This is a genomic window from Caulobacter sp. FV2ps19, assembly GCF_058681035.1.
On the sequence record NZ_CM178729.1, the window covers coordinates 3,435,347 to 3,458,195 of the forward strand.

At 65.6% G+C, this 22,849-nt stretch carries 32 protein-coding genes; 3 read left to right on the top strand and 29 right to left on the bottom strand.

The features are described 5' to 3' along the window. Nucleotides 1–86 precede the first annotated feature (86 nt). On the top strand, nt 87–1,337 hold the full coding sequence (locus ACW18B_RS16240; protein ID WP_492048059.1) for a hypothetical protein: 1,251 nt from the start codon (nt 87–89) through the stop codon (nt 1,335–1,337). Here ACW18B_RS16240 and ACW18B_RS16245 read toward each other — a convergent pair whose 3' ends face one another. The 9 genes from ACW18B_RS16245 to ACW18B_RS16285 all read right to left on the bottom strand — a co-directional run bounded on the left by ACW18B_RS16245 (nt 1,338) and on the right by ACW18B_RS16285 (nt 9,640). Further along, complete coding sequence (locus ACW18B_RS16245) at nt 1,338–1,835, bottom strand: CC0125/CC1285 family lipoprotein (RefSeq protein ID WP_492048060.1); 498 nt, start codon at nt 1,833–1,835, stop codon at nt 1,338–1,340. A gap of 18 nt (nt 1,836–1,853) precedes the next feature. Next, entirely contained in the window at nt 1,854–2,648 is a 795-nt protein-coding gene (locus tag ACW18B_RS16250; RefSeq protein WP_492048061.1) for an RluA family pseudouridine synthase, read from the bottom strand. Between the two features lie 151 nt (nt 2,649–2,799). Continuing rightward, nucleotides 2,800–4,101, bottom strand: coding sequence for a replication-associated recombination protein A (locus ACW18B_RS16255; protein ID WP_492048062.1), 1,302 nt, complete (start codon nt 4,099–4,101; stop codon nt 2,800–2,802). Between the two features lie 63 nt (nt 4,102–4,164). After that, nucleotides 4,165–5,595: a Do family serine endopeptidase gene (locus ACW18B_RS16260; protein WP_492048063.1), complete on the bottom strand. Its 1,431-nt coding sequence runs from the start codon at nt 5,593–5,595 to the stop codon at nt 4,165–4,167. An 83-nt stretch (nt 5,596–5,678) separates the two neighbouring features. Beyond that, nucleotides 5,679–6,926 carry a TCR/Tet family MFS transporter gene (locus ACW18B_RS16265; protein WP_492048065.1) on the bottom strand — a complete coding sequence of 416 codons (1,248 nt, stop codon included), beginning with the start codon at nt 6,924–6,926 and terminating at the stop codon, nt 5,679–5,681. Next, nucleotides 6,923–7,441 (bottom strand): SRPBCC domain-containing protein, encoded by a 519-nt coding sequence (locus ACW18B_RS16270; protein WP_492048066.1) that lies wholly within the window; start codon nt 7,439–7,441, stop codon nt 6,923–6,925. Before ACW18B_RS16270 ends, ACW18B_RS16265 begins: the two co-directional genes overlap by 4 nt. Then, nucleotides 7,438–7,761: an ArsR/SmtB family transcription factor gene (locus ACW18B_RS16275; RefSeq protein WP_492048067.1), complete on the bottom strand. Its 324-nt coding sequence runs from the start codon at nt 7,759–7,761 to the stop codon at nt 7,438–7,440. The genes ACW18B_RS16270 and ACW18B_RS16275 overlap by 4 nt, the downstream gene beginning before the upstream one ends. A gap of 7 nt (nt 7,762–7,768) precedes the next feature. Continuing rightward, nucleotides 7,769–8,227: a VOC family protein gene (locus ACW18B_RS16280; protein ID WP_492048068.1), complete on the bottom strand. Its 459-nt coding sequence runs from the start codon at nt 8,225–8,227 to the stop codon at nt 7,769–7,771. A 168-nt stretch (nt 8,228–8,395) separates the two neighbouring features. Then, nucleotides 8,396–9,640 carry an alkaline phosphatase family protein gene (locus ACW18B_RS16285; protein ID WP_492048070.1) on the bottom strand — a complete coding sequence of 415 codons (1,245 nt, stop codon included), beginning with the start codon at nt 9,638–9,640 and terminating at the stop codon, nt 8,396–8,398. Between the two features lie 153 nt (nt 9,641–9,793). On the opposite strand from ACW18B_RS16285, the gene ACW18B_RS16290 reads away from it, so the two are divergent. Together ACW18B_RS16290 and ACW18B_RS16295 are read left to right on the top strand one after the other, a co-directional pair. Continuing rightward, nucleotides 9,794–10,717: an ABC transporter ATP-binding protein gene (locus ACW18B_RS16290; RefSeq protein ID WP_492048072.1), complete on the top strand. Its 924-nt coding sequence runs from the start codon at nt 9,794–9,796 to the stop codon at nt 10,715–10,717. Continuing rightward, on the top strand, nt 10,717–11,541 hold the full coding sequence (locus tag ACW18B_RS16295; protein WP_492048074.1) for a DUF2705 family protein: 825 nt from the start codon (nt 10,717–10,719) through the stop codon (nt 11,539–11,541). The genes ACW18B_RS16290 and ACW18B_RS16295 overlap by 1 nt, the downstream gene beginning before the upstream one ends. Before the next feature lie 139 nt (nt 11,542–11,680). Here ACW18B_RS16295 and ACW18B_RS16300 read toward each other — a convergent pair whose 3' ends face one another. The 20 genes from ACW18B_RS16300 to rplP form a co-directional block, all read right to left on the bottom strand. After that, nucleotides 11,681–12,403 carry a hypothetical protein gene (locus tag ACW18B_RS16300; RefSeq protein ID WP_492048075.1) on the bottom strand — a complete coding sequence of 241 codons (723 nt, stop codon included), beginning with the start codon at nt 12,401–12,403 and terminating at the stop codon, nt 11,681–11,683. A 316-nt stretch (nt 12,404–12,719) separates the two neighbouring features. Further along, nucleotides 12,720–13,133 (bottom strand): 50S ribosomal protein L17, encoded by a 414-nt coding sequence (gene rplQ / locus ACW18B_RS16305; RefSeq protein WP_419251717.1) that lies wholly within the window; start codon nt 13,131–13,133, stop codon nt 12,720–12,722. 191 nt (nt 13,134–13,324) lie between these two features. After that, on the bottom strand, nt 13,325–14,341 hold the full coding sequence (locus ACW18B_RS16310) for a DNA-directed RNA polymerase subunit alpha (protein WP_062145568.1): 1,017 nt from the start codon (nt 14,339–14,341) through the stop codon (nt 13,325–13,327). Nucleotides 14,342–14,417: 76 nt separating this feature from the next. After that, the gene (gene rpsK, locus ACW18B_RS16315; RefSeq protein WP_035049391.1) at nt 14,418–14,807 is read right to left on the bottom strand and encodes a 30S ribosomal protein S11; all 390 of its coding nucleotides are present in this window, start codon (nt 14,805–14,807) and stop codon (nt 14,418–14,420) included. Between the two features lie 12 nt (nt 14,808–14,819). Beyond that, nucleotides 14,820–15,188, bottom strand: coding sequence for a 30S ribosomal protein S13 (gene rpsM, locus ACW18B_RS16320; RefSeq protein WP_492048076.1), 369 nt, complete (start codon nt 15,186–15,188; stop codon nt 14,820–14,822). Between the two features lie 173 nt (nt 15,189–15,361). Further along, nucleotides 15,362–15,931 carry an adenylate kinase gene (locus ACW18B_RS16325; protein WP_492048077.1) on the bottom strand — a complete coding sequence of 190 codons (570 nt, stop codon included), beginning with the start codon at nt 15,929–15,931 and terminating at the stop codon, nt 15,362–15,364. Nucleotides 15,932–16,054: 123 nt separating this feature from the next. Continuing rightward, the gene (gene secY / locus ACW18B_RS16330) at nt 16,055–17,410 is read right to left on the bottom strand and encodes a preprotein translocase subunit SecY (protein ID WP_492048078.1); all 1,356 of its coding nucleotides are present in this window, start codon (nt 17,408–17,410) and stop codon (nt 16,055–16,057) included. A gap of 181 nt (nt 17,411–17,591) precedes the next feature. Next, nucleotides 17,592–18,083: a 50S ribosomal protein L15 gene (rplO, locus tag ACW18B_RS16335; RefSeq protein WP_492048079.1), complete on the bottom strand. Its 492-nt coding sequence runs from the start codon at nt 18,081–18,083 to the stop codon at nt 17,592–17,594. 171 nt (nt 18,084–18,254) lie between these two features. After that, nucleotides 18,255–18,440, bottom strand: coding sequence for a 50S ribosomal protein L30 (gene rpmD / locus ACW18B_RS16340; RefSeq protein ID WP_035049381.1), 186 nt, complete (start codon nt 18,438–18,440; stop codon nt 18,255–18,257). A gap of 3 nt (nt 18,441–18,443) precedes the next feature. Continuing rightward, nucleotides 18,444–19,049 carry a 30S ribosomal protein S5 gene (gene rpsE, locus ACW18B_RS16345; RefSeq protein ID WP_425999898.1) on the bottom strand — a complete coding sequence of 202 codons (606 nt, stop codon included), beginning with the start codon at nt 19,047–19,049 and terminating at the stop codon, nt 18,444–18,446. Between the two features lie 10 nt (nt 19,050–19,059). Continuing rightward, the gene (gene rplR, locus ACW18B_RS16350; RefSeq protein WP_035049377.1) at nt 19,060–19,416 is read right to left on the bottom strand and encodes a 50S ribosomal protein L18; all 357 of its coding nucleotides are present in this window, start codon (nt 19,414–19,416) and stop codon (nt 19,060–19,062) included. Between the two features lie 3 nt (nt 19,417–19,419). Beyond that, the gene (gene rplF / locus ACW18B_RS16355) at nt 19,420–19,953 is read right to left on the bottom strand and encodes a 50S ribosomal protein L6 (protein WP_492048080.1); all 534 of its coding nucleotides are present in this window, start codon (nt 19,951–19,953) and stop codon (nt 19,420–19,422) included. Between the two features lie 17 nt (nt 19,954–19,970). Then, nucleotides 19,971–20,369, bottom strand: a complete 399-nt coding sequence (rpsH, locus tag ACW18B_RS16360) for a 30S ribosomal protein S8 (protein WP_492048081.1) — start codon at nt 20,367–20,369, stop codon at nt 19,971–19,973. Between the two features lie 10 nt (nt 20,370–20,379). Continuing rightward, entirely contained in the window at nt 20,380–20,685 is a 306-nt protein-coding gene (gene rpsN, locus ACW18B_RS16365; protein WP_492048082.1) for a 30S ribosomal protein S14, read from the bottom strand. Nucleotides 20,686–20,704: 19 nt separating this feature from the next. Then, nucleotides 20,705–21,265 (bottom strand): 50S ribosomal protein L5, encoded by a 561-nt coding sequence (gene rplE / locus ACW18B_RS16370; protein WP_492048083.1) that lies wholly within the window; start codon nt 21,263–21,265, stop codon nt 20,705–20,707. Further along, nucleotides 21,258–21,572 carry a 50S ribosomal protein L24 gene (rplX, locus tag ACW18B_RS16375; protein WP_492048084.1) on the bottom strand — a complete coding sequence of 105 codons (315 nt, stop codon included), beginning with the start codon at nt 21,570–21,572 and terminating at the stop codon, nt 21,258–21,260. Before rplX ends, rplE begins: the two co-directional genes overlap by 8 nt. Continuing rightward, nucleotides 21,572–21,940, bottom strand: a complete 369-nt coding sequence (rplN, locus tag ACW18B_RS16380; RefSeq protein ID WP_035049365.1) for a 50S ribosomal protein L14 — start codon at nt 21,938–21,940, stop codon at nt 21,572–21,574. The genes rplX and rplN overlap by 1 nt, the downstream gene beginning before the upstream one ends. Nucleotides 21,941–21,958: 18 nt before the next feature. Beyond that, on the bottom strand, nt 21,959–22,198 hold the full coding sequence (gene rpsQ, locus ACW18B_RS16385; RefSeq protein WP_492048085.1) for a 30S ribosomal protein S17: 240 nt from the start codon (nt 22,196–22,198) through the stop codon (nt 21,959–21,961). 10 nt (nt 22,199–22,208) lie between these two features. Further along, nucleotides 22,209–22,403 carry a 50S ribosomal protein L29 gene (gene rpmC / locus ACW18B_RS16390; RefSeq protein WP_035049361.1) on the bottom strand — a complete coding sequence of 65 codons (195 nt, stop codon included), beginning with the start codon at nt 22,401–22,403 and terminating at the stop codon, nt 22,209–22,211. Further along, nucleotides 22,400–22,840, bottom strand: a complete 441-nt coding sequence (rplP, locus tag ACW18B_RS16395) for a 50S ribosomal protein L16 (protein WP_035049360.1) — start codon at nt 22,838–22,840, stop codon at nt 22,400–22,402. The genes rpmC and rplP overlap by 4 nt, the downstream gene beginning before the upstream one ends. Nucleotides 22,841–22,849: the final 9 nt, after the last annotated feature.

The window sequence follows — 22,849 nt, forward strand, 5'->3', positions numbered from 1 at the left end:
GGTAGTCATTCCGGAAACCTTATTTCCGAACGAGACGTTAAGCGTGGCGACAGCATTCTGGACCTCCTCTCCGAGAACCGAGTCCGATGCCCTTCGACAGCACCGACCAAGATGACAAGACCCGCCGGGTGGCCTTGCCCGCGCCGGTGCTGCACAGGCTTGCGGGGTCCGACCTGATTGCACGCGGCTCCGTCAACGTCATCAGCGTCAAGGCGATCCGCGCCTGGGCCGGTGACTGGTGGTCCCAGAAGCGCGGCGACGTCTGGACCTATGTCGAACGCAAGCTGGGCGAACACCTGGATCGCACCGACATGCGGGCCCGGATCTCCGACAGCGAATTCCTGATCGCCATGAACAGCGACCACGGCCTGGCCGCCCAGGCGACCAGTGTTCGTATCCTGGAAGACGTGCTGACCCACCTGTTGGGCTCTGCCGAGCTGAACGATCTGGGAGTCAGTTCGGTCGTCGGCCTGCAGGGCGGCGAAGCGGTTTGCCGAAAGATCGACGCCGCCACGGTTCTGGCCGCCCGCGCCCGCCGCGACTCGCAGCGCTCGCCCATGCGGCGCGTGACCGAAATCGGCGATGAAGCGCGACGCTCCCCCGTGGCCTTCACCACCGGCAGCGGCGCGGCCCTGCGCGTCGACTTCACCCTGGAACACGTCGTCAATCTGCGTCGCAACGTCACCACGGCGATCCGCATCGAGCCGATGGTCACCCACCTGGGCACCGGTCGCCAGGCCTCATCGCGGGCGATCAGCCGCCTGCCCGATCGCGACATCGCCTTTATCGACGAGGCGACCCTGAAATACGCCGCCCTGTTTGCGCGCGGCGCCCAGGGCTACAACGTGCCCGACCTGATCCTGCCCGCCTCGTTCCGCACTCTGGGCACCCAGCGCGGTCGCGACCTGCTGACCGGCACGCCGGGTCTGTCCCTGGCCCTGCTGCGCGGCGGCGTGATGATCGAGCTCGTCGACATCACCCGCGGCACGCCGACCGGCCGCCTGGTGGAGGTCGTCGGCCTGCTGAAAGCGCTGACGCGTGGCGTCATCGCCCGGGTTCTGCCCGAAAAGGGCGCCTTGCAGGGTCTGAAGGATGCGCGGCTGGCCGGACTGACGCTCGACGCCTCGGACCTCACCGGTCCGGCCGAGCGGGTCGCCATGGACATCATGACCTTTGGCCGCGAAGCCCAGAGCGTGGCGCCGATGACCGCGCTGCAGGGCCTGGTGGCGGAAGGCTATTTCGCGGCGGCCCAGACGGCGGGTCTTACCCACGCCGGCCTGCGCGCGGCCCATCCGGTGGCGAGCGCCGGGGCGGCGACCGGAGCGGCAGCCGCCTGATCAGATCTGGTTGCGGCCGTAGCCGACCGACCGGATGATTTCCCGCGCCACATAGGTGTCGGCGTCACGCGGCGCAGCGCCTTTTCCGAACACCACTTCCAGCGAACTGGTGACCGCCGGTCCCGGGCCGAGGTTGAAGCTGGTCCCTATGCCCAGACCCACCGAGCTGCGCCGGCCATAGCTGCTTGAGCCTCCCCCCACCGACAGGCGCGGACCGTTGCTGGCCCCGCTGCTGGAGGTCATCCGGTCCGAGACCCGGAACCAGTCGTAGCCGTCGCGTACGGCCAGTTCGGCGGCCCGCAGCAGGGCATAGTCGGAAACCTGCTCGACCGACGCGCCGGGCCCGCCCTGGAAGGTGACGCGATAGCGGCCGGGCTCCAGTCGGAATTCCGAATAGCCGGCGCTGTTGGGCGCGGCCTTGGCGGCGTAGAGGGTCGGCGCGGTGGCGCAGCCGCTGAGCAGCGCGACGGACAGGACCAGAGCAGCGAAGCGTTTCATGGCGGTTCTCCTACCAGGTCAAACGGTCTGGCTGGGCCGCTGTTCCGGAAGCGGCAGTCCCATCTTTTTCAGCATGGCCGTCATGTCGGCCGGAACCTCGGCGATTATGCGGCGCTCGCCGCCGTCGGGATGCGGAAATGACAGGCTGGCGGCGTGCAGCATCAGCCGCGGCACAGCCGAGCCGCCCAGCATCAACGCCCCGCCATAGCGGCTGTCGCCACTGATCGGCCGGCCGATCGAGGCCATGTGGACCCGCAGCTGGTGCATGCGGCCGGTGTCGGGCGACAGCTCGACCAGCGCCGCCGTGGCGCTGCTGGACAGGGTGCGATAGCGGCTGCGCGCGGTCTCGGCGTCCGGGTGGTCGGGCGGGCAGACCCGCATATAGGCCTCGCGGCCGATCGACTCGCGACGCAGCGGACTGTCGATCATGCCGCCCTTCGGCTCGGGCGCGCCCGGCGCGACAATGGCCATGTAGGATTTCCGGAACCGCTTGCCCATCAGGGCCTTGCCCAGGAATGCCGCCCCCGGCTTGGTCTTGGCGGTCAGGATGACGCCCGAGGTGTCGCGGTCCAGCCGGTGGATCAGTCGCGGACGCGGGCGCCCCGGGCGAGCGAAGGCCCACAGCAGGTCGTCCAGGGTATGGGCCTGGATGCGGCCGCCCTGGCTGGACAGGCCGGCGGGCTTGTTCAGCACGATGACGCTATCGTCCTCGTGGATCACCCAGGATCGCGCCAGAGCGATCTCGTCCTCGGTCAAGGCGATGGGCGCGTCGGAGGCCTTGGGTTTCGGCGCGAGGGGCGGACGGCGGCTCACGAGTCCTTCTCCCCTTGCGGGAGAAGGTGGCCCGCGTGAGCGGGTCGGATGAGGGGTCTCTCAGTCATGGCCGCATAGAGACGTAGCGGCGACGCCATGCAACCCCTCATCCGGCGCTGCGCGCCACCTTCTCCCGCAAGGGGAGAAGGGGTCACTTCCCGTCCCGCCGCAGCTTGCCCCAGGCGTCCAGCCGCTCCCGCACCTTGGCTTCCGCGCCCACGGCCTTGGGCTCATAGAACCGGGGCCGCGCCATGCCGTCCGGGAAATAGTTCTGGCCCGAGACGCCGCCCTCGACATCGTGGTCATAGGCATAGCCGTCGCCATAGCCGAGGCTTTTCATCAGCTTGGTCGGGGCGTTGAGGATATGGGCCGGCGGAGCCAGGGAACCGGTCTCCTTGGCGGCGCGACGCGCGGCCTTGAAGGCGGTGTAAACGGCGTTGGACTTGGGGGCGCTGGCCATGTGGACCACGCACTGGGCCAGGGCCAGCTCCCCTTCGGGACTGCCCAGGAAGTCAAAGGCGTCCTTGGCCGCCGTGGTCAGCAGCAGCGACAGCGGATCGGCCGCGCCGATATCCTCGGACGCCATCCGCACCAGCCGGCGCGCGATGAACAGCGGATCCTCGCCGCCCTCCAGCATCCGGGCCAGCCAGTAGAGCGCCGCGTCGGGATCTGAGCCGCGCACCGATTTGTGCAGGGCCGAGACGAGGTTGTAGTGCTCCTCGCGGTTCTTGTCGTAGGCGGGCCGGCGCTTTTGCAGGAATTGGCCCAGCTGCGTGGCGTTCAGCGGACTGTCCGTGCCCACCGACAGCAGGGTCTCGGTGAGGGTCAGCAGATAGCGGCCATCGCCGTCGGCCATGGCGATCAGGGTAAAGCGGGCCTCGGCGCCCAGCGGCAGCTTGCGGCCCTCGACCTCTTCGGCCTTGGCCAGCAAGGCTTCCAGGGCCTCTTCGTCCAGCCGCTTGAGCACGAACACCTGGCAGCGCGACAGCAAAGCGCCGTTCAGCTCGAACGAGGGGTTCTCGGTGGTGGCGCCCACCAGGGTGATGACGCCCTCCTCCACGAACGGCAAAAAGCCGTCCTGCTGGGCGCGGTTGAAGCGGTGAATCTCGTCGACGAACAGCAGGGTGCTCTGACCGGCCATGCGGCGGCCTCGCGCCTGCTCGAAGGCCTTCTTCAGGTCGGCGACGCCGGAAAACACCGCCGAGATCTGCTGGAACTCATAACCCCCGGCCCTGGCCAGCAGCCGGGCGATGGTGGTCTTGCCGGTGCCGGGCGGCCCCCACAGGATCATCGAGGCCAGGCGCTGCGCGGCCGCCATCCGGCCGATCGGACCTTCGGGACCCAGCAGGTGCTCCTGCCCCACCACCTCGCCCAGGGTCTGGGGCCGCAGACGCTCGGCGAGCGGGGTCGGCGCATGCGGCGTCAGGCCGGCGGCTTGGAAGAGATCGGACATGGGAAGGGTTTACGAAATCCCGGAGGGGACCGCCATGATCATCGCGGTCCCCTCTGGTGATCATCAGGTGGTGAAGCGCGCCGTGATCTGCTGGCCACCGCGCTCGATGGTGACGGCCCAGGTTCGGCCGCCCGCCGCCGTGGCCGACAGCAGATCGGCCACCGTATCGATGGTCCGGCCATTGACCTTACGCACGAAGTCGCCCGGGCGCAGGCCGGCGTTGAGCGCGAAGCCCTGGCCGATCTTGGTGACCAGCACGCCCTTGCCCGCGAACGGATCGGCGCCCAGGTCCTGGGCCACGGCAGGCGACAGGTTGACCACCGTCGCGCCGTCGAAGGGGTTCTTGCCCTTCAGGACGCGCTCGTCGCGGGCGGGGACTTCCGGCGCGGCCTCGGCGCGGACGGTCAGGGTCTGCTGCTTGTCGCCGCGACGAATGACCATCGGCACGCGGTCGCCGACCTTGTGGGTGCCGATCGCGAAGGCGCCGCCGCCCTCATCGTTCACCGGCTGGCCGTCGATCGAGAGGATGATGTCGCTGTCCTTCAGCCCGGCCTTGTCCCCGGCCGATCCCGGATAGACCTCGGCCACCAGCACGCCGTTGGGCGCGGCCATGCCCAGGCTGCGGGCGATCTCGGCGGTGACGGGCTGGCCCTTCACGCCCAGCCACGGGCGCACCACGCTGTGACCGCCACCCAGGGCGGTGGAGACCACCTGGCGCACCACGGCGGCCGGAATGGCGAAGCCGACGCCGGCGGACGAACCCGAGCGTGAGATGATGAAGGTGTTGATGCCGATCAGGTCGCCGTCCATGTCGACCAGCGGGCCACCGGAATTGCCCGGATTGATCGAGGCGTCGGTCTGGATGTAGCTGCCGAAACCGGCCGCCCCCAAATCGGTGCGGGCCAGGGCCGAGATGATTCCGTTGGTCACGGTCTGGCCGACCCCGAACGGATTGCCCAGGGCCAGGACCAGATCGCCGACCTCCAGCTGTTCCTGGTCGTCGATCGCCATCACCGGCAGGCGCTCGCCCTTGGTGTCGATCTTCAGAACGGCCAGGTCGGCGCGCGGATCGTCCAGCAGCACCGTGGCCGGGAACTCGCGACGGTCCGACAGCTGGACGGTGATGTCGCCGTTGCCGCCGGTGATGCCCTCGATATTGTGGTGGTTGGTGATGATCACGCCATCGGCGCGAACGATGGCGCCCGAGCCCAGCGACCCCTGCACCTGATCGCGCGGCCCGCCGCCGCCCATGAAGAAATCCCAGAACGGATCGCGCGCCTGCTGGCGCACCACGCGGCGGCTGGCGACATTGACCACGGCCGGCGCGGCCTTCTTCACCACCGGCGCGAACGAGGCCTTCATCGAGACCGGGTCGCTGGGCGCGCTGCGAGTGGGCTGGGCCAGGTCCGGGATCGACTGGGCGTTGGACGGGCCTTGCGGCGAGCAGGCCGCGAGCAGAACGAGGGCGGGAAGCAGAACGCTAGGGGCTCGCATGGGTATGGGAGGTCTCCGGTGAAGCGACCCGGATATCAGCCGAGCTTTCGGGCGCATTGATGGCGGCGAGATAATCAAACTGGTCAGGCGGGCTGGGGTTCCGCTGCAACAGGGGTCGCCACCTTGAGGGCCAGGGCTGTTGCGCCCAGCATCAGGGCAGCGGCGATCAGGACCGGCAGGCCCGGCAGGTTCAGGGTCGCGTCGTGGCGGACGGCCCAGGCGAAGGGCGCCAGGTACAGGGTCGGACCGATGATCGAGGCGATGCCCATCATCGCCGAATTGGCGCCCTGCAGCTGCCCCTGCTCCTGGGGCGACACGCGGCGGGTCATCAGGCCCTGCAGGCCCGGCTGGATCAGCCCCGAGAAGGCGAAGATCGGCAGGCCGCACAGATACAGCCATCCCGTCGGCGCCAGGGCGTAGATCAGGAAGCCCACGAAGCCCGAGAACAGTCCAATGAGAAGCGCCCCGCGCTCGCCGACCTTTCGAACGACGGGACCCACGACCACGGCCTGCATGAAGATCCCGGCCAGCCCGCTGCCCATCAGGGTCAGGCCCACCAGCTGCGGCGACCAGTGATAGCGATAGCCCATATACAGCACGAAGACCGACGGCAGGACATTGTGGGCCAGCTGGAACAGGAAACCGACCCCGGCCAGGCCCAGCAGGTTGGGCTTGCTGGACAGCAGTTTCAGCGAACCGAGGGGATTGGCCTTCTTCCAGTCGAAGCGCTTGACCCGACGCTCGGGCGGCAGGGATTCGGGCAGCACGAAGTAGCCGTAGAGCCAGTTGCAGAGGGCCAGGCCCGCGCAGACCAGGAACGGCAGGCGATGGTCGAACTGCCACAGGAACCCGCCCAGGGCCGGGCCGAAGGTGAAGCCGACGCCGAACGCCGCGCCCATCAGGCCAAAGCCCTTGGCGCGGTTCTCCGGCGTGGTCACGTCGGCGACATAGGCGCCGGCGGTCGAGAAGCTGGCCGCGGTCATGCCGTTGAACACCCGGCCGATAAACAGCCACCACAGGTTCGGCGCGAAGGCCATGAACAGGAAGTCGACGCCCAGGCCGAAGATCGAGGTCAGGATCACCGGGCGACGGCCGAAACGGTCCGACATCAGGCCCAGGATCGGCGCGCAGAAGAACTGCATGACGCCCCAGGTGGTGGCGAACAGCACCACCCAGTCGGCGGCCTCGGCCGTGTCGCCGCCGTTGAAGCGCTTCACCAGTTCGGGGAGCACCGGGATCATCACGCCCAGGGACAGCACGTCCATGACGGCGGTGATGAAGATGAAGCCCAGCGCCGCCTGGCGCCGCGATCCTGTGATGGTCTGAGTCATGCGTCGGCCTCCCCGGCGGTCCCTAGGTGCCGATCCTTCGCGGCGACCGCAAGGGCGTCCAGCAGATCGCGCCACCATTCTCCGTGCCGCCGCAGAAACAGGCCGTCGGGAAAGGTGTGGCGCGCGACATGGGCCTGCGGAACGCTGTCCCAGCCGCGATGCTCGACCGTCACCCGCGTGCCGTCCTCCACCGCCTCGAAGCGCACCTCGACCTCGGTGTCCATGTCGGGCGCGAAGGTCGCCTGCCGCCAGCCAACCACCAGTTTCTCGCCCGGCGACCAGACCCGGACCTGACCGACCTCGAACACCTTGCCCGAGGCCAGGCGCTCGACCAGGCGGCGGCCGCCCTCGCCTTCCCCCTCAATGGCCTCAAACGCCATCAACCCGGGCGAGCGGGGCGTGAAGGCGAACAGTGAATTGGGCCGCCACCAGAGGGCGATCTCCTGGGTGAAGGCCTCGAACACCCGCTGCGGCGGCGCGTCGATGCGCAGGGCGACGACGACGCGCGAGCTCATGAGCCCTCCACATGGGCTTTCAGCGACGCCAGCTGATCCACCCAATGGGTCTCGGCCATCTCCAGCCAGGCCTTGAGCTCGTCCATGGGACCGGCCCGCAATTGATAGACCCGCACCCGGGCGTCGAAGTCCGGGTGGCTTTCCTCGACCAGACCCGACTGGCGCAGGGCCTTCAGGTGGCGGCTCATGGCCGGCGGGGTCAGACCGACGGCTTCCGCCAGCTCTCCGGCCCGGTGCGGCCGCGCGCGCAACAGATCCACGACCCGCCGGCGGTGCGGATCAGCCAGGGCGGCCAGGGTGCGGTCGACGGACGTGCTCACGCGGCGATCATACGCGGCTGTCGATCTTCAGGCCGCTGCGCCGCTCCATCTCAGCGATCGTGATGTCCTCGACATTGCGGGCCACGGTCCAGATGTGGCCCTCCAGATCCCGGCAGCGATAGGTGCGGTCGCCGTAGAACTGGGTCTCGGGCTCGGCGATGATCTCCGCCCCCGCCGCGCGGGCCCTTTCGCAATGGGCGTCCAGATCACCCTCGCTGAGCTGGATGTGGACGGTCTGGGTGTTCTTGCCGCCGATCGAGGCCGGGCTCTTGTGGTCGGCGCTCCACTCATTGCCGATCATCACGCAGGCATTGCCGAAACGCATTTCGGAGTGACCCACATTGCCCTCGGCGTCCTCGATCAGGAACACCAGCTCGAACCCGAAGGCCGCCTCCAGCCAGGCCAGGGCGGCCCGGGAGTCGCGATAGCACACCGCCGAGATCAGATTGGGCCGCCAGTCCGCCATGTCGTTATCCTTTTCGAATATCGACAATATTTAACGCATATCAGAACTATATGCGCAAGGGCTTCAGGCTGGGGTCCTCGCTCTCGTCCACCAGGCAAAGCCCCGCCTTCCTGGGCCTTGTGCCCAGAAAGGCTGTCTTTTGTTCGATGAAGCGATAGGGGCTGTCCCCTACCGCAGCGCCGCCCCGACCACCTTCAGGCTGCCGTCGCCGGCTTCCGGCTTCACGCCCGAGATCCGCGCCAGCAGCGGATAGACATCGACATTATCGAACACCGGCAGGACGACGCCCGGCTTGATCGACGGACCATGGGCGATGAACACCGCCTGCATGGCCGGATCATAGGGGTCAAAGCCGTGCTGACCGCCGACGGCGGCCATGGGCTTGGTGGCCTTGTCGAGCATCGCCTGGGTGGTCACGTACCAGCCGGTTTCGGACAGGCAGATGATCGCCGGCACGCGGGGATTGCGGCCATAGTGATAGCGTTCCGGGATCTGACCCTTCTTCCAGCAGGTCAGGTGCGGCAAGGGCTTGAGCAGAGCGGCTTCAACCTCGGCCTCCCTGCCCGGCAAGGGCGTCAGCCCCACCACGGCGCCCATCGTGACCAGATGCGCCTTCGACAGGTCCAGCACGTCGTCCAGCGGCCAGCGTTGCGACACCGGCACCGGCGCCATGCCGTGGTCGGCGACGATGACGATGTCGGTGGTCTCGAACCGGCCGCGCGCCTTCAGCCCCTCGACCAGCCGCGTCAGGGCCTGATCGACCTCGGCGGTGGCGGCCCGCAGTTGCGGCGAACTGGGGCTGTAATAGTGACCCTGGGTGTCGACGACGTCGAAATAGAGGGTGGAGAACCGCAGCTCCTGCCCCTTGGGATCGTCCAGCCAGGACAGCAGCGTGTCGACGCGATCGTTCGATGACATCTTCTGGTCAAAGGGCATCCAGCGCGATGGACGCACCCCGGCGATTTCCGTCTCGGAGCCTGGCCAGAACATCGCCGCCGCCCGCTGCCCCTGTTTCTCGACCGAGACCCAGAACGGCAGGGCCTGATCCCACCAGCGGCCGTTGGTGACCGCGTCGGGATTGGACATCTTGAACGTCACGCCGGGAAAGTGCTCGTCTTCGAAGACGTTGTTGACGATGCCGTTGCGGTCGGGCCGTTTGCCGGTGATCAGGGTGTAGTGGTTGGGAAAGGTCAGGCTGGGAAACGACGGTCGCATCGCCGCCCGCGCGCCGTCGGCGGCCAGGGCGTCCATCGTCGGGGTCACGCCGCGCTCCAGATAGTCGGCGCGGAAGCCGTCGACCGACACCAGCAGGGTCAGGCGGCTCTTGGGCGGCTGAGGCCCTGCCCCGATCGAGGCGCAGGCGGACAGCAACAGGGCGCAGCCCAGGGCCAGGGCGCTCAACAGGCGACGCATGGGAAACTCTTTCACCGACAATGCGATCTCGATGCCATCCGGACGTCTCGCCCGTGTGACACGCATGACGCCGTCTTAACTTGGCGCGCGCCAAGCGCACCCCCATAGTCGCCGTCATCGACAGGATTCTCCTGACATGGACGCCGACGCCGCATGAGCATCGCCCTCGAGGCCACCGGCCTCAGCAAGACCTACGGGGCGGTTCGCGCGCTCGACGACTTTTCCATCGCCATCCCGTCCGGCGGCGTGTTCGGGGTTCTGGGTCCCAACGGGGCCGGCAAGAGCACCCTGTTCCGCATCGCCCTGGGTTTGGTGCGGCCCACCCGCGGGACGGCGCGGCTGTTCGGCGCGCCGGCCGGTGATCTGGGCGCCCTGCGGCGGATCGGCGCGATGATCGAAACACCGCGCTATCCGCCCTATCTGACCGCCCGCGACACGCTGCGGATGCTGGCCCTGGAGAGCGGTTGCCACGATGCCGACATCGGCGGCTGGTTGGACCGCGTGGGCCTGGGCGGCGCCGCCGACCGTCCCACCAACGGCTTTTCGGTGGGCATGAAGCAGCGCCTGGGCCTGGCGGCCGCCTTCTTCACCCGCCCTGAACTGGTGATCCTGGACGAGCCGACCAGCGGCATGGACCCGGCCGGCATCCAGGAGATCCGCGCGCTGATCGTCGACCTGGCCCAGCGCGAGGGCGTGACCATCATCCTGGCCAGCCACCAGCTGGACGAGGTCAAGCGCGTCTGCGACCGGGTGGTGATCCTGTCCAAGGGCAAGATCGCCGCCGAGGGCGCGGTCGACGCCCTGACCGCCGGCCAGGCCCGCTTGCGGATTGTCGCCTCCCCCATCGCCCAGGTTCTGGCGACCTTGGGCGACAAGGGCGAGGCTGATGGCCCCGACGCCGTGCTGGCCAATATCCGCCGCGAGGAGACGCCCGCCTTGATCCGGGCTCTGGTCGAGGCCGGGGTTGAGATCACCGAGGCCCGCTGGCGCGACGCCGACCTTGAGGGCGTCTATCTGAAGACCCTCGACCAGACGCCCCCCAACCAGACGCCCCAAGCGCAACAGGGAGCGATCTGATGCTGGTCGACGCCATCGCCGCCGAACGCTTCCGCCTGTTGCGCGACCGCTCGGCCCTGTTCTGGGGGTTCGTTTTCGCGCCCCTGGTCGGCTTTTTCCTCAATATCGGCGGCGACCTGTTCCTGCGCGGCGTCATCAAGCGGCCGATGCCCGGCGTGACGATCGACCTGACCGGACAGGTGCTCAAGGCCCTGGGCGACGGGGCCTCGGTGATGGCGGCGCTGTTCCTGATGATCGGCGCGGCCTCGGTTCTGGCCGGCGACTATCGCTGGGAAACCTGGCGGCTGCGCACGCCGCGCAATAGCCGCCTGAACCTGCTGGCCGCCAAGCTGATCGTGATCGGCGAGGCCCTGCTGTGGAACCTCGTCTTGACCGTGATCCTGACCCTGCTGGCGACGGTGATCGGCGCGGGGATCAACAGCAAGACCATCCTGCTGTCCTCGACAGGCAGCGGTCTCAGTCAAGTGGCCGGGGTGTTCCTCGTCACCTGGCTGGAGGCCATGAGCCTGGTCGCCCTGGCCGCCTGCGTGGCGGTGGTGGCCCGCTCGCCGATGGCCGCTGTGGTGGTCTGCCTGATCGTGCGCTTCGTGCAGTCGATCCTGGCGTCCACCCTGGGCGCCCTGGCGCCGACCCCGACCTGGAAGTCCCTGCTGCTCCCCGCCTATGACGCCGACCTGCTGCGCGGCTTCGTCGGCGCGCCGTCGCATGTGGGCCTGGACGCCGGCCCGGCGGGCTGGGCCCTGCTGGCGCTGATCGGCTGGATCGCGGCGCTGACGGCGGGGGCGGTTGTGCTGTTCCAGCGGCAGGATCTGACGCGGGAGTAGCTGGGCTGGGGTCTACGCCACCCTCCGTGAGGCTGAGAAGAGGCGCGTGGTGTTTCAGTGATGAAGAACCAGCGGCGCTTCTAATTGAAACATTGAGGAGCGGCCTGCTGACCTGAACGGTGGACCCGACCGATTTGGCCTAAACGGAGGTATCGACTTTGTCATCCATCACGTAGGCGCGTTCCGAGACAACCGTATGGGCTTTCGCCTTTTCGTTCGTGGCTTCGTCCTTGGCTTGCGCGAGGCTTTCCGCCGCCTTCTGAAGCATCTTCAACGCCGCGCCAGCAATGCCGTCGCCCTGGTCTGGCTTTGAAAGCGACTTCAGCGCCGTAGCTGCAGGGTCATCGCTCGTCGCCGCGCCGTCCGCGCCCTGCGTCTTACCCATAGCGGCCTTGGCGCTGTCCGAGAGGGTCACTTTTACAGCGCCCTTACCCGCCTTGATGTCTCTTTCAGCCTTGTCAGCGGCGATCTGCTCATCACGCCCGGCCGCGTTGACCTCCAGAAAGGACTTAAAGGCCTCGACGCCACCTTCAAAGGTCCCGGCTACCGCAAGATCTTGGTCAAAGGCAGACATGCCATTCAGATGGGCCAACGTGCTGCGGGTGGCGTTGGTCTCGCGAGGTTGCGACATGCCGAACTGGTTCAAAGCATCTGCGGCGGCCAGCACTCGCTTGGACATCGCGGAGTTGTCCATGATCGCGTTGACCGCATCGCGATCAGCTTGAGTGCTCTGCTGAAACCAACCCGTCCCTGTTCGCGACGACTGGTTCATTGTGGAGAAGATCGACTTGTAGGCGTCTAGCTTCTCCTGGTCAGAAGCGCCCGAGCCATCAGCCAGGATGGCAGCCTTCTGCTTCATCATATCGACGACCGCACCGCCGCTCGAAGTGAGAGCCGCCGAGTTCTGCGGCGCAGCCGAAATTTGCAATGTACTGCCCTCAAACCAGAGTTGTGTCGCGGGACCGCTCCACGGCACCCCCCCGCACTACTAAACCGGAGGTAAACATTAAGTGCTATAGTTGAAATTGCAGTCGCCGCCGTAGTTGGAGATTCAAGGCGGCAATCCAGTTGCACCTGATGGATAACGTCCGGCGCCACGCCCCTTCCCAACCAAGCCCCAAAACGCAAAAAGGCCCCGGATCGCTCCGGGGCCTTTTCCGTTCAGCCTAGGCTGAAAATTAGTCTTCGGCTTGGGCCGAGTAGTCCGGGCCCGAATCCTTGCCCTTGGCCGAGACGTCGCGGTCGACGAACTCGATCACGGCCAGCGGGGCGTTGTCGCCGTAGCGGAAGCCGGCCTTCAGGACGCGGATATAGCCGCCCTGACGCGTCTGGTAGCGCGGGCCGATGGCGGCGAACAGCTTGCCGACCTGTTCGACGTCGCGAACGATGCTGATGGCCTGACGACGGGCGTGCAGGTCGCCGCGCTTGGCCAGGGTGACCAGCTTTTCGACGAAGGGACGCAGTTCCTTGGCCTTGGGCAGGGTGGTGACGATCTGCTCGTGCTTGATCAGGCTGGCCGACATGTTGGCGAACATGGCTGTGCGGTGAGCGGACGTGCGGCCGAGTTTACGGTGAGCTTTACCGTGACGCATTGTAGTGTCTCCTGGGCCTTGGCCCGCAGGGGCGCGATCTAGCGCTGATTGTCACCCATCCCAGCCTGTTCCCGGCCGGGTCAGAACGAAGCGCCGGGGCCCTCCACCGCAGTTGCGGCTTCAAAAGGCCCAGGCCGCCTTTCCTCCCCGAGGGGTGAAAAGCGGCCCGGATCGAGCGCAGTAGCTAAGTCTTAGATCTGGTCTTCGAACTTCTTGGCCAGGTCTTCGATGTTTTCGGGCGGCCAGTTGGGCACGTCCATACCCAGGTGCAGCGCCATGCCGGCCAGCACTTCCTTGATTTCGTTCAAGGACTTGCGGCCGAAGTTCGGGGTGCGCAGCATCTCGGCTTCGGTCTTCTGGATCAGATCGCCGATATAGACGATGTTGTCGTTCTTCAGGCAGTTGGCCGACCGCACCGACAGTTCCAGCTCATCGACCTTCTTCAGGAGCGCCGGATTGAACGGCAGCTCAGGCTTGGCCTCGTCGGCCGACTTGGCCTTGGGCTCTTCGAAGGTGATGAAGATCTGCAGTTGGTCTTGCAGGATCCGGGCGGCGTAGGCCACGGCGTCCACCGGCGTGACGGCGCCGTTGGTTTCGACTTCCAGGATCAGCTTGTCATAGTCCAGCGACTGGCCTTGACGGGTGGGCTCGACGCGATAGGCGACGCGCTTGACCGGCGAGTACAGGGCGTCGACGGCGATCAGGCCGATCGGCGCGTCTTCCGGACGGTTCTTGTCGGCCGGGACGTAACCCTTGCCGGTGTTGACCGTGAACTCCATGCGCACGGTGGCGCCGTCGTCCAGCGTGCAGAGCACGTGGTCGGGGTTCAGGATCTCGATGTCCGAAGGCGTTTCGATCTGACCCGCGGTCACCGGGCCAGGGCCGGTGGCGCGAAGCGTCATGCGCTTCGGACCCTCGGCGTGCATGCGCACGGCCAGTTGCTTGATGTTCAGAACGATGTCGACGACGTCTTCGCGGACGCCTTCGAGCGAGGAGAATTCGTGCACGACACCATCAATCTGGATGGCGGTGACGGCGGCGCCCTGAAGCGAAGACAGCAGGACGCGGCGGAGAGCGTTGCCGAGCGTCACGCCAAAGCCGCGCTCGAGAGGCTCAGCCACGATCCGCGCCTTGCGGGTCGCGTCGGCGCCAGTCTCGATTTGCGGCTTCTCAGGACGGATCAGCTCGTTCCAGTTTCTTTCGATCACGTGGTCGATCCCTTGAACGCGACTCGCCGGCCGCGAATCTCGCAGCCGGCGAATGGAGAATTGAGTCTAAAAAGTACTAGACGCGACGACGCTTGGGCGGACGGCAGCCGTTGTGCGGGATCGGCGTGACGTCGCGGATCGTCGTAATGGTCATGCCCGCGGCCTGGAGAGCGCGCAGAGCCGACTCACGACCCGAACCCGGACCCGACACGTTGACCTCGAGGGTCTTCACGCCGTGCTCGGCAGCCTTCTTGCCCGCGTCTTCCGCAGCCATCTGAGCGGCGTACGGAGTCGACTTACGCGAACCCTTGAACCCCATGGCGCCGGCGCTGGACCAGGAAATCGTGTTCCCTTGGGCGTCGGTGATGGTGATCATGGTGTTGTTGAACGAGGCGTTCACGTGCGCCACGCCCGAGGTGATGTTCTTGCGTTCGCGCTTTTTAACGCGACCCGGTTCCTTGGCCATCGTCAGGCTACCTTATTTCTTCTTGCCGGCGATCGGCTTGGCCGGACCCTTGCGGGTGCGAGCGTTCGTGTGCGTGCGCTGACCGCGGACCGGAAGGCCCTTACGGTGACGCAGGCCGCGATAGCAGGCCAGGTCCATCAGACGCTTGATGTTCATCGAATTTTCGCGGCGCAGGTCGCCTTCGACGGTGAAGTCCTTGTCGATCGTTTCACGGATCGCGAGGACTTCGGCGTCGGTCAGCTGATTGACCCGGCGAGCGTCTTCGATTCCCACCTTCGTGACGATGTCACGAGCGGATCTCTGGCCGATGCCATGAATGTACTGAAGCGCGATCAAAACGCGCTTGTTCGTCGGTATGTTGACGCCTGCAATACGGGCCACGTCTAATGTTCTCCTAGTCACGCACTAAAGACGCGAACGGCGCGCCCGGCCCGGTCTCTCGACCCAGTCCGGCGCGCACAGATCGCGCCCTTTCGCGGAAGCGCCCCGTTATAGGGATCGTTGCGCCGCCGTCAATGGTTGAATCCGCCGAAAATCAACGAATTGAAAATGTCTCACGCCGCGCCCGAGAGCGCCGCGTCTATAGAGGCCGCGACCGTTTCCACAGGCGCCATGCCATCCAGCTCGGTCAACTTACCCTGCTCTACATAGTAGGGCAGCAAGGGGGCCGTCTGGGCGTTGTAGGCCGCCAGTCGTGTCACGAACACTTCTGGATTGTCGTCAGCCCTGCCCTGCTCTGCGAACCTCTTGGAGATCCGTTCGATCAGGGAGGGTTCGTCTACCTTGAGTCGGAGGACGAGGTCGATCTTCTGACCGCGAGCGGCCAGCATTTTGTCCAGCGCCTGGGCCTGGGCCACGGTGCGGGGAAACCCGTCGAAGATCGCGCCGCCGGCGGCTTCCGCCTCGGGCAGTCGATCCTCGATCAAGGCGATGACGATCTCGTCCGTCACCAGCTCACCGCGATCCAGCACGCCCTTGACGCGGGCGCCCAGCTCGGAGCCCGAGGCGATCGCCGCCCGCAGCATGTCTCCGGTCGAAAGTTGGACCATGCCGCGCTCTGTGACGAGCCGCTTGGCCTGTGTCCCCTTCCCCGCCGCCGGCGGACCGAACAGGATCAAGTTCATTAATGCCCCTTCGCGCGTTGCCGGGTCTTCGCCCGGTCATCTTCCCTGCGCAGACCTAGAGCGCGGGTCGAGAAAACGGAAGCCGATTTGTGACAAATCGGCTTCCAGAACGCTGTCTATTTTCTAACGGGTGCGGCCGCCGCGAAGTTTGGACTTCTTGATCAGCCCTTCGTACTGGTGCGCCAGCAGCTGGGACTGGATCTGGGCGACGGTGTCCATGGTCACTGTCACCACGATGAGCACGGAGGTGCCGCCCAGGGCGAACTGGGTCGCCCCCAGACCGGCCATCATCATCTCGGGCGCAATACAGACCACGGTGATGTAGGCCGCGCCGATGACCGTCAGACGGGTCAGCACATAGTCCAGATAGTCCGCCGTGCGCTTGCCAGGGCGAATGCCCGGTAGGAAGCCGCCGTACTTGCGCAGGTTCTCGGCCGTCTCCTCGGGATTGAACACCACCGAGGTGTAGAAGAACGAGAAGAAGATGATCAGCGCCGCATACATCAGCATGAACGCCGGCTTGCCGTGCTGCAGCGCGCCCACCGTTCCGGGCAGCCAGGCGGCCCAGTCCGGCAGGGTGGCTGTCGACAGGAAGCCCATGGCGGTCGTCGGCAGCAGCAGCAGGCTGGAGGCAAAGATCGGCGGGATGACGCCGGCGGTGTTGATCTTCAGCGGCATGAACGAGTTGTCGCCGCCGATCATCCGATTGCCCTGCTGGCGCTTGGGATAGTGCACCAGCAGACGGCGCTGTGAGCGCTCGATGAAGACGATCGCCAGCACGGCGCCGACGGCCAGCAGCACGATCGCGAACAGCGGGGTGTAGTTGCCCGAGGTCTGCGACTGCACCAGCAACTGGCCGATGCCGCGCGGCAGGCCCGCCACGATGCCGGCGAAGATGATCAGGGACACGCCGTTGCCGACGCCGCGGCTGGTGATCTGCTCGCCCAGCCACATCAGGAACATGGTGCCGCCGGTCAGGGCGACGACGGTCGAGGCGATGAAGAACGGCGCGTTGATGCCGTCATAGACCAGGCCGGGCTGGCCATGCAGGCCCACCGCGATGCTGAACGACTGCACGACGGCCAGGATCACCGCCAGATAGCGGGTGTACTGGTTGAGGGTCTTGCGGCCGGCTTCGCCGCCTTCCTTCTTCAGCTTTTCCCACGGCGGATACACCGAGCCCATCAGTTGCACGATGATCGACGCACTGATGTAGGGCATCACGTTCAGCGAGAAGATCGCCATCCGTTCGACGGCGCCCCCCGAGAACATGTTGAACATGCCCAGGATGCCCTTCGACTGGCCGGCGAAGGCGCTGGCGAAGGCGGCCACGTCGATCCCCGGGATCGGCACATAGGTGCCGAGCCGATAGATGACGAGCGCGATGATCGTGAACCAGATACGCTTATGAAGCTCCGTCGCCTTTTGGAACGACGAGAAGTTCATATTGGCTGCGAGTTGTTCGGCGGCCGAGGCCATTCAATTCCCCACGACTCTTAAGACGAGCCACAAATAGGTGAGGCTCGCCGTGATGTCACGGCGAGCCTCGAAAAGAACTGTCATCCCGGCTGTAGCGAAGCGAAAAGCCGGGACCGCCGGAAGCGCTGCGCCTGAGGCCCCGGGTCTGCGCTACGCTTGCCAGGGATGACAGTTTATAAGGTTAGGCCTTGGCTTCGGCTTCGACCTTGACCTTCTTGGTCACGGTCACCGAACCGCCAGCGGCTTCGACGGCCTTGATGGCCGCGTCGGTCGCCGAGTAGACGGTCAGCTTCAGGGCGGTCTTGATCTCGCCCTTGCCCAGCAGCTTCACGCCGTCCAGTTCGCGACGGATCACGCCGGCGGCGATCAGGGCGGCGGGGTCGAGGGTCGCGCCGGCCTTGAACTTGCCAGCGGCGACAGCCTGTTCCAGGCGCCACAGATTCACTTCAGCGAACTCAAGGCGGAAGGGGTTGTTGAAGCCGCGCTTAGGCATACGCATGTGCAGCGGCATTTGGCCGCCTTCGAAGCCGGCGATGGCGACGCCCGAGCGCGCCTTCTGGCCCTTGACGCCGCGACCGGCGGTCTTGCCCTTGCCCGAACCCGGGCCACGGCCAACGCGCATGCGGCCCTTGGTCGAACCCGGCGACGGAGCCAGTTCATTAAGCTTGGTCATATGTGCCTCTCCTTGGAGATCTGCGCCTGGCCATGGGCCAGACTCGGCTTGAAAAATGGGGCTTCGTCTGACGCCCTGCCCCGCTTTCCCGAGGGAACTGGAGGACAGGACTTCAAACGAAAACCACCCCGGCTTTCACCGGGGTGGCGATTTCGGCGTCTCGTAGCAGACCTACTCGACGATTTCCAGCAGATGCTGGACCTTGCGGATCATGCCGCGAACCGAAGGGGTGTCTTCCAGCTCGGACTCGCGGCCCAGCTTGTTGAGACCCAGGCCGGCCAGCGTTGCGCGCTGAACGGCGTTGCGACGGATCGGGCTGCCGGTTTGGCGAACCTTGACGGTCTTTGCAGTAGCCATGACTTAGCCCTCGATGGCGTCCGGAGCCGAAGCTCCGTCGGCGCGGCGGCCGAGAATGTCACCAACCTTCTTGCCGCGCTTGGCGGCGATCTGGCGGGGCGACGATTGAACCTTCAGGGCCTCGAACGTGGCGCGAACCATGTTGTACGGGTTCGAAGAACCCGTCGACTTGGCCACGACGTCCTGGACACCCAGGGTTTCGAGAACCGCGCGCATCGGACCACCAGCGATGACGCCCGTGCCGGGAGGGGCAGCGCGCATCATGACCTTGCCAGCGCCCCAACGGCCGTAGCCGTCGTGGTGCAGGGTGCGCGATTCCCGCAGGGGAACGCGAACCATGGTCTTCTTGGCTTCTTCGGTCGCCTTGCGGATGGCTTCGGGCACTTCACGCGCCTTGCCATGACCGAAGCCGACGCGGCCCTTTTGGTCGCCAACGACCATCAGAGCAGCGAAGCTGAAGCGACGGCCGCCCTTAACGGTGGCGGCGACGCGGTTGATGTGGACGAGCTTTTCGACGATGTCGCTGTCAGCCCGCTCTTCGGGGGCATTGCGGTCGCGACGGCCGCGATTGGGGCCGCCGTCTCCGCGCTGTTGATCACCACGAGCCATGATGTTTCCCTTAGAAGTTCAGGCCGGCTTCGCGCGCGGCGTCGGCCAGGGCTTTGACCCGTCCGTGGAAGATGTAGCCGCCACGATCGAAGACGACGTCCTTGACGCCCTTTTCGATGGCGCGCTCGGCGACGAGCTTGCCAACCAGAGCGGCCGCGTCCTTGTCCGCGCCCTTGGTCTTGCCTTCACCCTCGAGGGTGGAGGCCGCAGCCAGGGTCACGCCGCGTTCATCATCGATGATCTGGGCGTAGATGTTCTTGGACGAACGGAAGACCGTGAGACGCGGACGACCGTTGGACAGTGCCTTGAGGCGGGTGCGGGTGCGTTGAGCACGACGCACGGCGGATTCGCGAGGTGTGAGCGCCATGGCTTACTTCTTCTTGCCTTCCTTGCGGCGAACCTTTTCGCCAGCATACCGCACGCCTTTGCCCTTGTAGGGCTCGGGCGGACGAATGCGGCGAATTTTCGCGGCAATCTCGCCAACCGCCTGCTTGTCGGCGCCGGCGATCTTGATTTCGGTCTGCTTGGGAACCGCGAAGGTGACGCCGGCCGGAGGCTCAACGTTCACATCGTGGCTGAAACCGAGCTGGATGGAGAGCGCATCACCCTTCATCGCGGCGCGGTAACCAACGCCCACCAGTTCGAGGGTTTCCTCGAAGCCGGTGGTGACGCCCTGCACCATGTTGGCGACCAGCGTGCGGGACAGACCCCACATCGACATGGCGCGCTTGCTTTCATCGCGCGCGGTCAGCAGGAGGTCAGAACCTTCCTGGGTGACAGCGATCTCGTCGGCGATGGTCCAGGCGAGTTGACCCTTAGGGCCCTTCACCGTGACCGTCTGCCCGTCGAGCGTGACATTCACGCCCGAGGGGATCGCGACGGGTTTCTTACCGATCCGTGACATGCTTTTCCCTCCCGCGCCTAGTAGACGCGGCAGAGGACTTCGCCACCGACATTAGCGTCGCGGGCGGCGGAGTCCGACATGACGCCCTTCGGCGTCGAAAGGATCGAGATACCCAAGCCGTTCTTGATCGGCTTCAGGTCCTTGATCGACGAATAGACGCGACGGCCAGGCTTGGACACGCGTGCGATTTCGGCGATCACGGGCTCACCGTCAAAATACTTGAGCTCAATCTCGAATTCGGGGAACGCACCGGGCTTCTCGACGAGCGAGTAGCCGCGGATGTAGCCTTCGTCGGCCAGCACGTCCAGGACGCGAGCGCGCAGCTTGGACGCCGGGGTGGCGACCTTGTTGCGCTTGCGCGTGGCGGCGTTCTTGATGCGAGCGATCATGTCGCTCAGGGGATCGTTCATCGACATATGATCGTCCTCACCAGCTCGACTTGACGAGGCCGGGGATCTGGCCCGACGAGCCGAGCTCGCGGAGCGCGATACGGCTCATCTTCAGCTTGCGATAATAGGCGCGCGGACGGCCCGTGACTTCGCAACGGTTACGGATGCGAACGGCGGATGAGTTACGCGGCAGCTTCGCGAGCTTCAGACGAGCTTCGAAGCGTTCCTCGAGCGGCAGGTTCTCGTCGTTGGCGATCGCCTTCAGCGCGGCGCGCTTGTCGGCGAATTGCTTGACGAGGGCCTTGACCATCTCGTTACGATTGACGGCGCTTTTCTTTGCCATGGTGTGTTTCCCTGCCCGCTTACGCTGTGGTGAACGGGAACTGGAATTCCTTCAGAAGCGCACGCGCTTCGTTATCGGTCTTCGCAGTCGTACAAACGATGATGTCCATGCCCCAGATCTGATCGATCTGGTCATAGTCGATCTCCGGGAACACCAGGTGTTCCTTCAGGCCCATGGCATAGTTGCCGCGGCCGTCGAAGCTGGTGGGCTTGAGGCCCCGGAAGTCCTTCACGCGCGGCAGAGCCACGGTGATCAGACGGTCCAGGAACTCGTACATGCGTTCCTTGCGGAGCGTCACCTTGGCGCCGACCACCATGCCTTCGCGCAACTTGAAGCCGGCGATGGAGTTGCGGGCCTTGGTGGCGACCGGCTTCTGACCCGCGATGAGGGTCAGGTCCTTAAGGGCCAGCTGGGCCTTCTTGGAGTCGGCCACCGCTTCGCCGATACCCATGTTCAGGACGATCTTGTCCAGCTTGGGGATCTGCATTTCGTTGGTGTACGCGAACTGTTCCTTCATAACGGCGCGGATGCGCGCGTTATATTCGGTCTTCAGCCGCGGCTCGTAAGCTTGATCAACCATTGATCACCTCGCCGGTGGTCTTGGCAACGCGCACCTTCTTGTCGCCTTCGATCTTGAAGCCGACGCGTGTGGGCTTACCCTTGGAGTCGACGATCGCCACGTTCGAGACGTGAAGCGCCGCTTCCTTGCTCTTGATGCCGCCTTGCGGATCGGCTTGCGTCGCCTTGGTGTGGCGTTGAACCAGGTTCACGCCTTCCACGAACACGCGATTTTCCTTGGGAAGGACCTTGGACACAGCGCCTTGCTTGCCCTTGTCCTTGCCCGCCAGGACGACAACGCGGTCGCCCTTCTTGATCTTGGCAGACATTACAGCACCTCGGGGGCGAGGGAGATGATCTTCATGTGGTTCTTGGCGCGCAGTTCACGAGGAACCGGGCCAAAGATCCGCGTGCCGACCGGCTCGCTCGCTTTGTTGACGATGACCGCGGCATTCTTGTCGAAGCGGATCAGCGAACCGTCCTTGCGCTTCATGCCTTGGTTGACGCGAACGACGACGGCGCGAAGCACGTCACCCTTCTTCACCCGGCCGCGAGGAATGGCTTCCTTCACGGACACGACGATCACGTCACCGACGCTGGCGTAGCGACGGCCTGCGCCGCCCAACACCTTGATGCACATGACCCGGCGAGCGCCGGAGTTGTCGGCGACTTCCAGGTTAGTTTGCATCTGGATCATGGTTTAAACCTTCCAGACTTAAGCGGAGACCTTGGGAAGTGCTTCCCAGGTCTTCAGCTTGGACTTCGGAGCGCACTCGATGATCTTGATGGATTCACCGGTCTTGTACGCGTTGACTTCGTCATGAGCGTGGTACCGCTTGGAGCGGCGCACGATCTTCTTGAGCAGCGGGTGAACGATGGTCCGTTCAACCTTAACCACTACGGTCTTGTCGCCCTTATCGGAGACGACAACCCCTTCGAGGATACGCTTGGGCATATCGTTCTCCTTAAGCCGCGGCCTTGGCGCGCAGCACGGTCTTGATGCGGGCGATGTCCTTGCGGATCTCGCCAACGCGGTGGGTCTTTTCCACCTGACCGGTCGCGGCCTGGAAGCGCAGGTTGAACTGCTCCTTCTTGAGGCTGAGCAGTTGCTCGGCGAGTTGGTCAGGCGTCATGCCCCGGATATCAGCAATCTTGGTCATGCCGCTTCAGCCTCCAGAGCCGCACCGGCGTCGATGCGGGTGACGACACGGGTACGGATCGGCAGCTTGGCCGCGCCGAGGCGCAGAGCTTCGCGAGCGATATCGTCCGGCACGCCGTCGATTTCGAACATGATCCGGCCCGGCGCAACGCGCGCGGCCCAGTGATCCACGGCGCCCTTGCCCTTACCCATCCGGACTTCGGCCGGCTTGCCGGTGACCGGCACGTCGGGGAAGATGCGGATCCACACGCGACCTTGGCGCTTCATCTGGCGAGTGATCGCCCGACGAGCCGCTTCGATCTGACGAGCGGTGATGCGTTCCGGCTCAACGGCCTTGAGACCGTAGGAGCCGAAGTTCAGCAGGGTGCCGCCCTTGGAAACGCCATGAATGCGTCCCTTGAACTGCTTGCGATACTTGGTTTTTTTCGGTGACAGCATAGCGCTCTA

Excerpts from the sequence above, each read along its gene's own strand:
- ACW18B_RS16280 (WP_492048068.1), bottom strand. The coding sequence starts at position 8,227 with ATGGCGGACTGGCGGCCCAATCTGATCTCGGCGGTGTGCTATCGCGAC.
- rpsH (WP_492048081.1), bottom strand. The coding sequence starts at position 20,369 with ATGTCGATGAACGATCCCCTGAGCGACATGATCGCTCGCATCAAGAAC.
- ACW18B_RS16285 (WP_492048070.1), bottom strand. The coding sequence starts at position 9,640 with ATGCGTCGCCTGTTGAGCGCCCTGGCCCTGGGCTGCGCCCTGTTGCTG.
- ACW18B_RS16265 (WP_492048065.1), bottom strand. The coding sequence starts at position 6,926 with ATGACTCAGACCATCACAGGATCGCGGCGCCAGGCGGCGCTGGGCTTC.
- rpsE (WP_425999898.1), bottom strand. The coding sequence starts at position 19,049 with ATGGCTCGTGGTGATCAACAGCGCGGAGACGGCGGCCCCAATCGCGGC.
- ACW18B_RS16260 (WP_492048063.1), bottom strand. The coding sequence starts at position 5,595 with ATGCGAGCCCCTAGCGTTCTGCTTCCCGCCCTCGTTCTGCTCGCGGCC.
- ACW18B_RS16290 (WP_492048072.1), top strand. The coding sequence starts at position 9,794 with ATGAGCATCGCCCTCGAGGCCACCGGCCTCAGCAAGACCTACGGGGCG.
- rplE (WP_492048083.1), bottom strand. The coding sequence starts at position 21,265 with ATGGTTGATCAAGCTTACGAGCCGCGGCTGAAGACCGAATATAACGCG.
- rplR (WP_035049377.1), bottom strand. The coding sequence starts at position 19,416 with ATGGCGCTCACACCTCGCGAATCCGCCGTGCGTCGTGCTCAACGCACC.
- rplP (WP_035049360.1), bottom strand. The coding sequence starts at position 22,840 with ATGCTGTCACCGAAAAAAACCAAGTATCGCAAGCAGTTCAAGGGACGC.
- ACW18B_RS16295 (WP_492048074.1), top strand. The coding sequence starts at position 10,717 with ATGCTGGTCGACGCCATCGCCGCCGAACGCTTCCGCCTGTTGCGCGAC.
- ACW18B_RS16240 (WP_492048059.1), top strand. The coding sequence starts at position 87 with ATGCCCTTCGACAGCACCGACCAAGATGACAAGACCCGCCGGGTGGCC.
- rplN (WP_035049365.1), bottom strand. The coding sequence starts at position 21,940 with ATGATCCAGATGCAAACTAACCTGGAAGTCGCCGACAACTCCGGCGCT.
- rplX (WP_492048084.1), bottom strand. The coding sequence starts at position 21,572 with ATGTCTGCCAAGATCAAGAAGGGCGACCGCGTTGTCGTCCTGGCGGGC.
- rplF (WP_492048080.1), bottom strand. The coding sequence starts at position 19,953 with ATGTCACGGATCGGTAAGAAACCCGTCGCGATCCCCTCGGGCGTGAAT.
- ACW18B_RS16255 (WP_492048062.1), bottom strand. The coding sequence starts at position 4,101 with ATGTCCGATCTCTTCCAAGCCGCCGGCCTGACGCCGCATGCGCCGACC.
- secY (WP_492048078.1), bottom strand. The coding sequence starts at position 17,410 with ATGGCCTCGGCCGCCGAACAACTCGCAGCCAATATGAACTTCTCGTCG.
- rplQ (WP_419251717.1), bottom strand. The coding sequence starts at position 13,133 with ATGCGTCACGGTAAAGCTCACCGTAAACTCGGCCGCACGTCCGCTCAC.
- ACW18B_RS16245 (WP_492048060.1), bottom strand. The coding sequence starts at position 1,835 with ATGAAACGCTTCGCTGCTCTGGTCCTGTCCGTCGCGCTGCTCAGCGGC.
- ACW18B_RS16270 (WP_492048066.1), bottom strand. The coding sequence starts at position 7,441 with ATGAGCTCGCGCGTCGTCGTCGCCCTGCGCATCGACGCGCCGCCGCAG.
- rpmC (WP_035049361.1), bottom strand. The coding sequence starts at position 22,403 with ATGACCAAGATTGCTGATATCCGGGGCATGACGCCTGACCAACTCGCC.
- ACW18B_RS16325 (WP_492048077.1), bottom strand. The coding sequence starts at position 15,931 with ATGAACTTGATCCTGTTCGGTCCGCCGGCGGCGGGGAAGGGGACACAG.
- rpmD (WP_035049381.1), bottom strand. The coding sequence starts at position 18,440 with ATGGCTACTGCAAAGACCGTCAAGGTTCGCCAAACCGGCAGCCCGATC.
- rplO (WP_492048079.1), bottom strand. The coding sequence starts at position 18,083 with ATGACCAAGCTTAATGAACTGGCTCCGTCGCCGGGTTCGACCAAGGGC.
- rpsN (WP_492048082.1), bottom strand. The coding sequence starts at position 20,685 with ATGGCAAAGAAAAGCGCCGTCAATCGTAACGAGATGGTCAAGGCCCTC.
- rpsQ (WP_492048085.1), bottom strand. The coding sequence starts at position 22,198 with ATGCCCAAGCGTATCCTCGAAGGGGTTGTCGTCTCCGATAAGGGCGAC.
- rpsK (WP_035049391.1), bottom strand. The coding sequence starts at position 14,807 with ATGGCCAAGGAACCGGGTCGCGTTAAAAAGCGCGAACGCAAGAACATC.
- ACW18B_RS16300 (WP_492048075.1), bottom strand. The coding sequence starts at position 12,403 with ATGATGAAGCAGAAGGCTGCCATCCTGGCTGATGGCTCGGGCGCTTCT.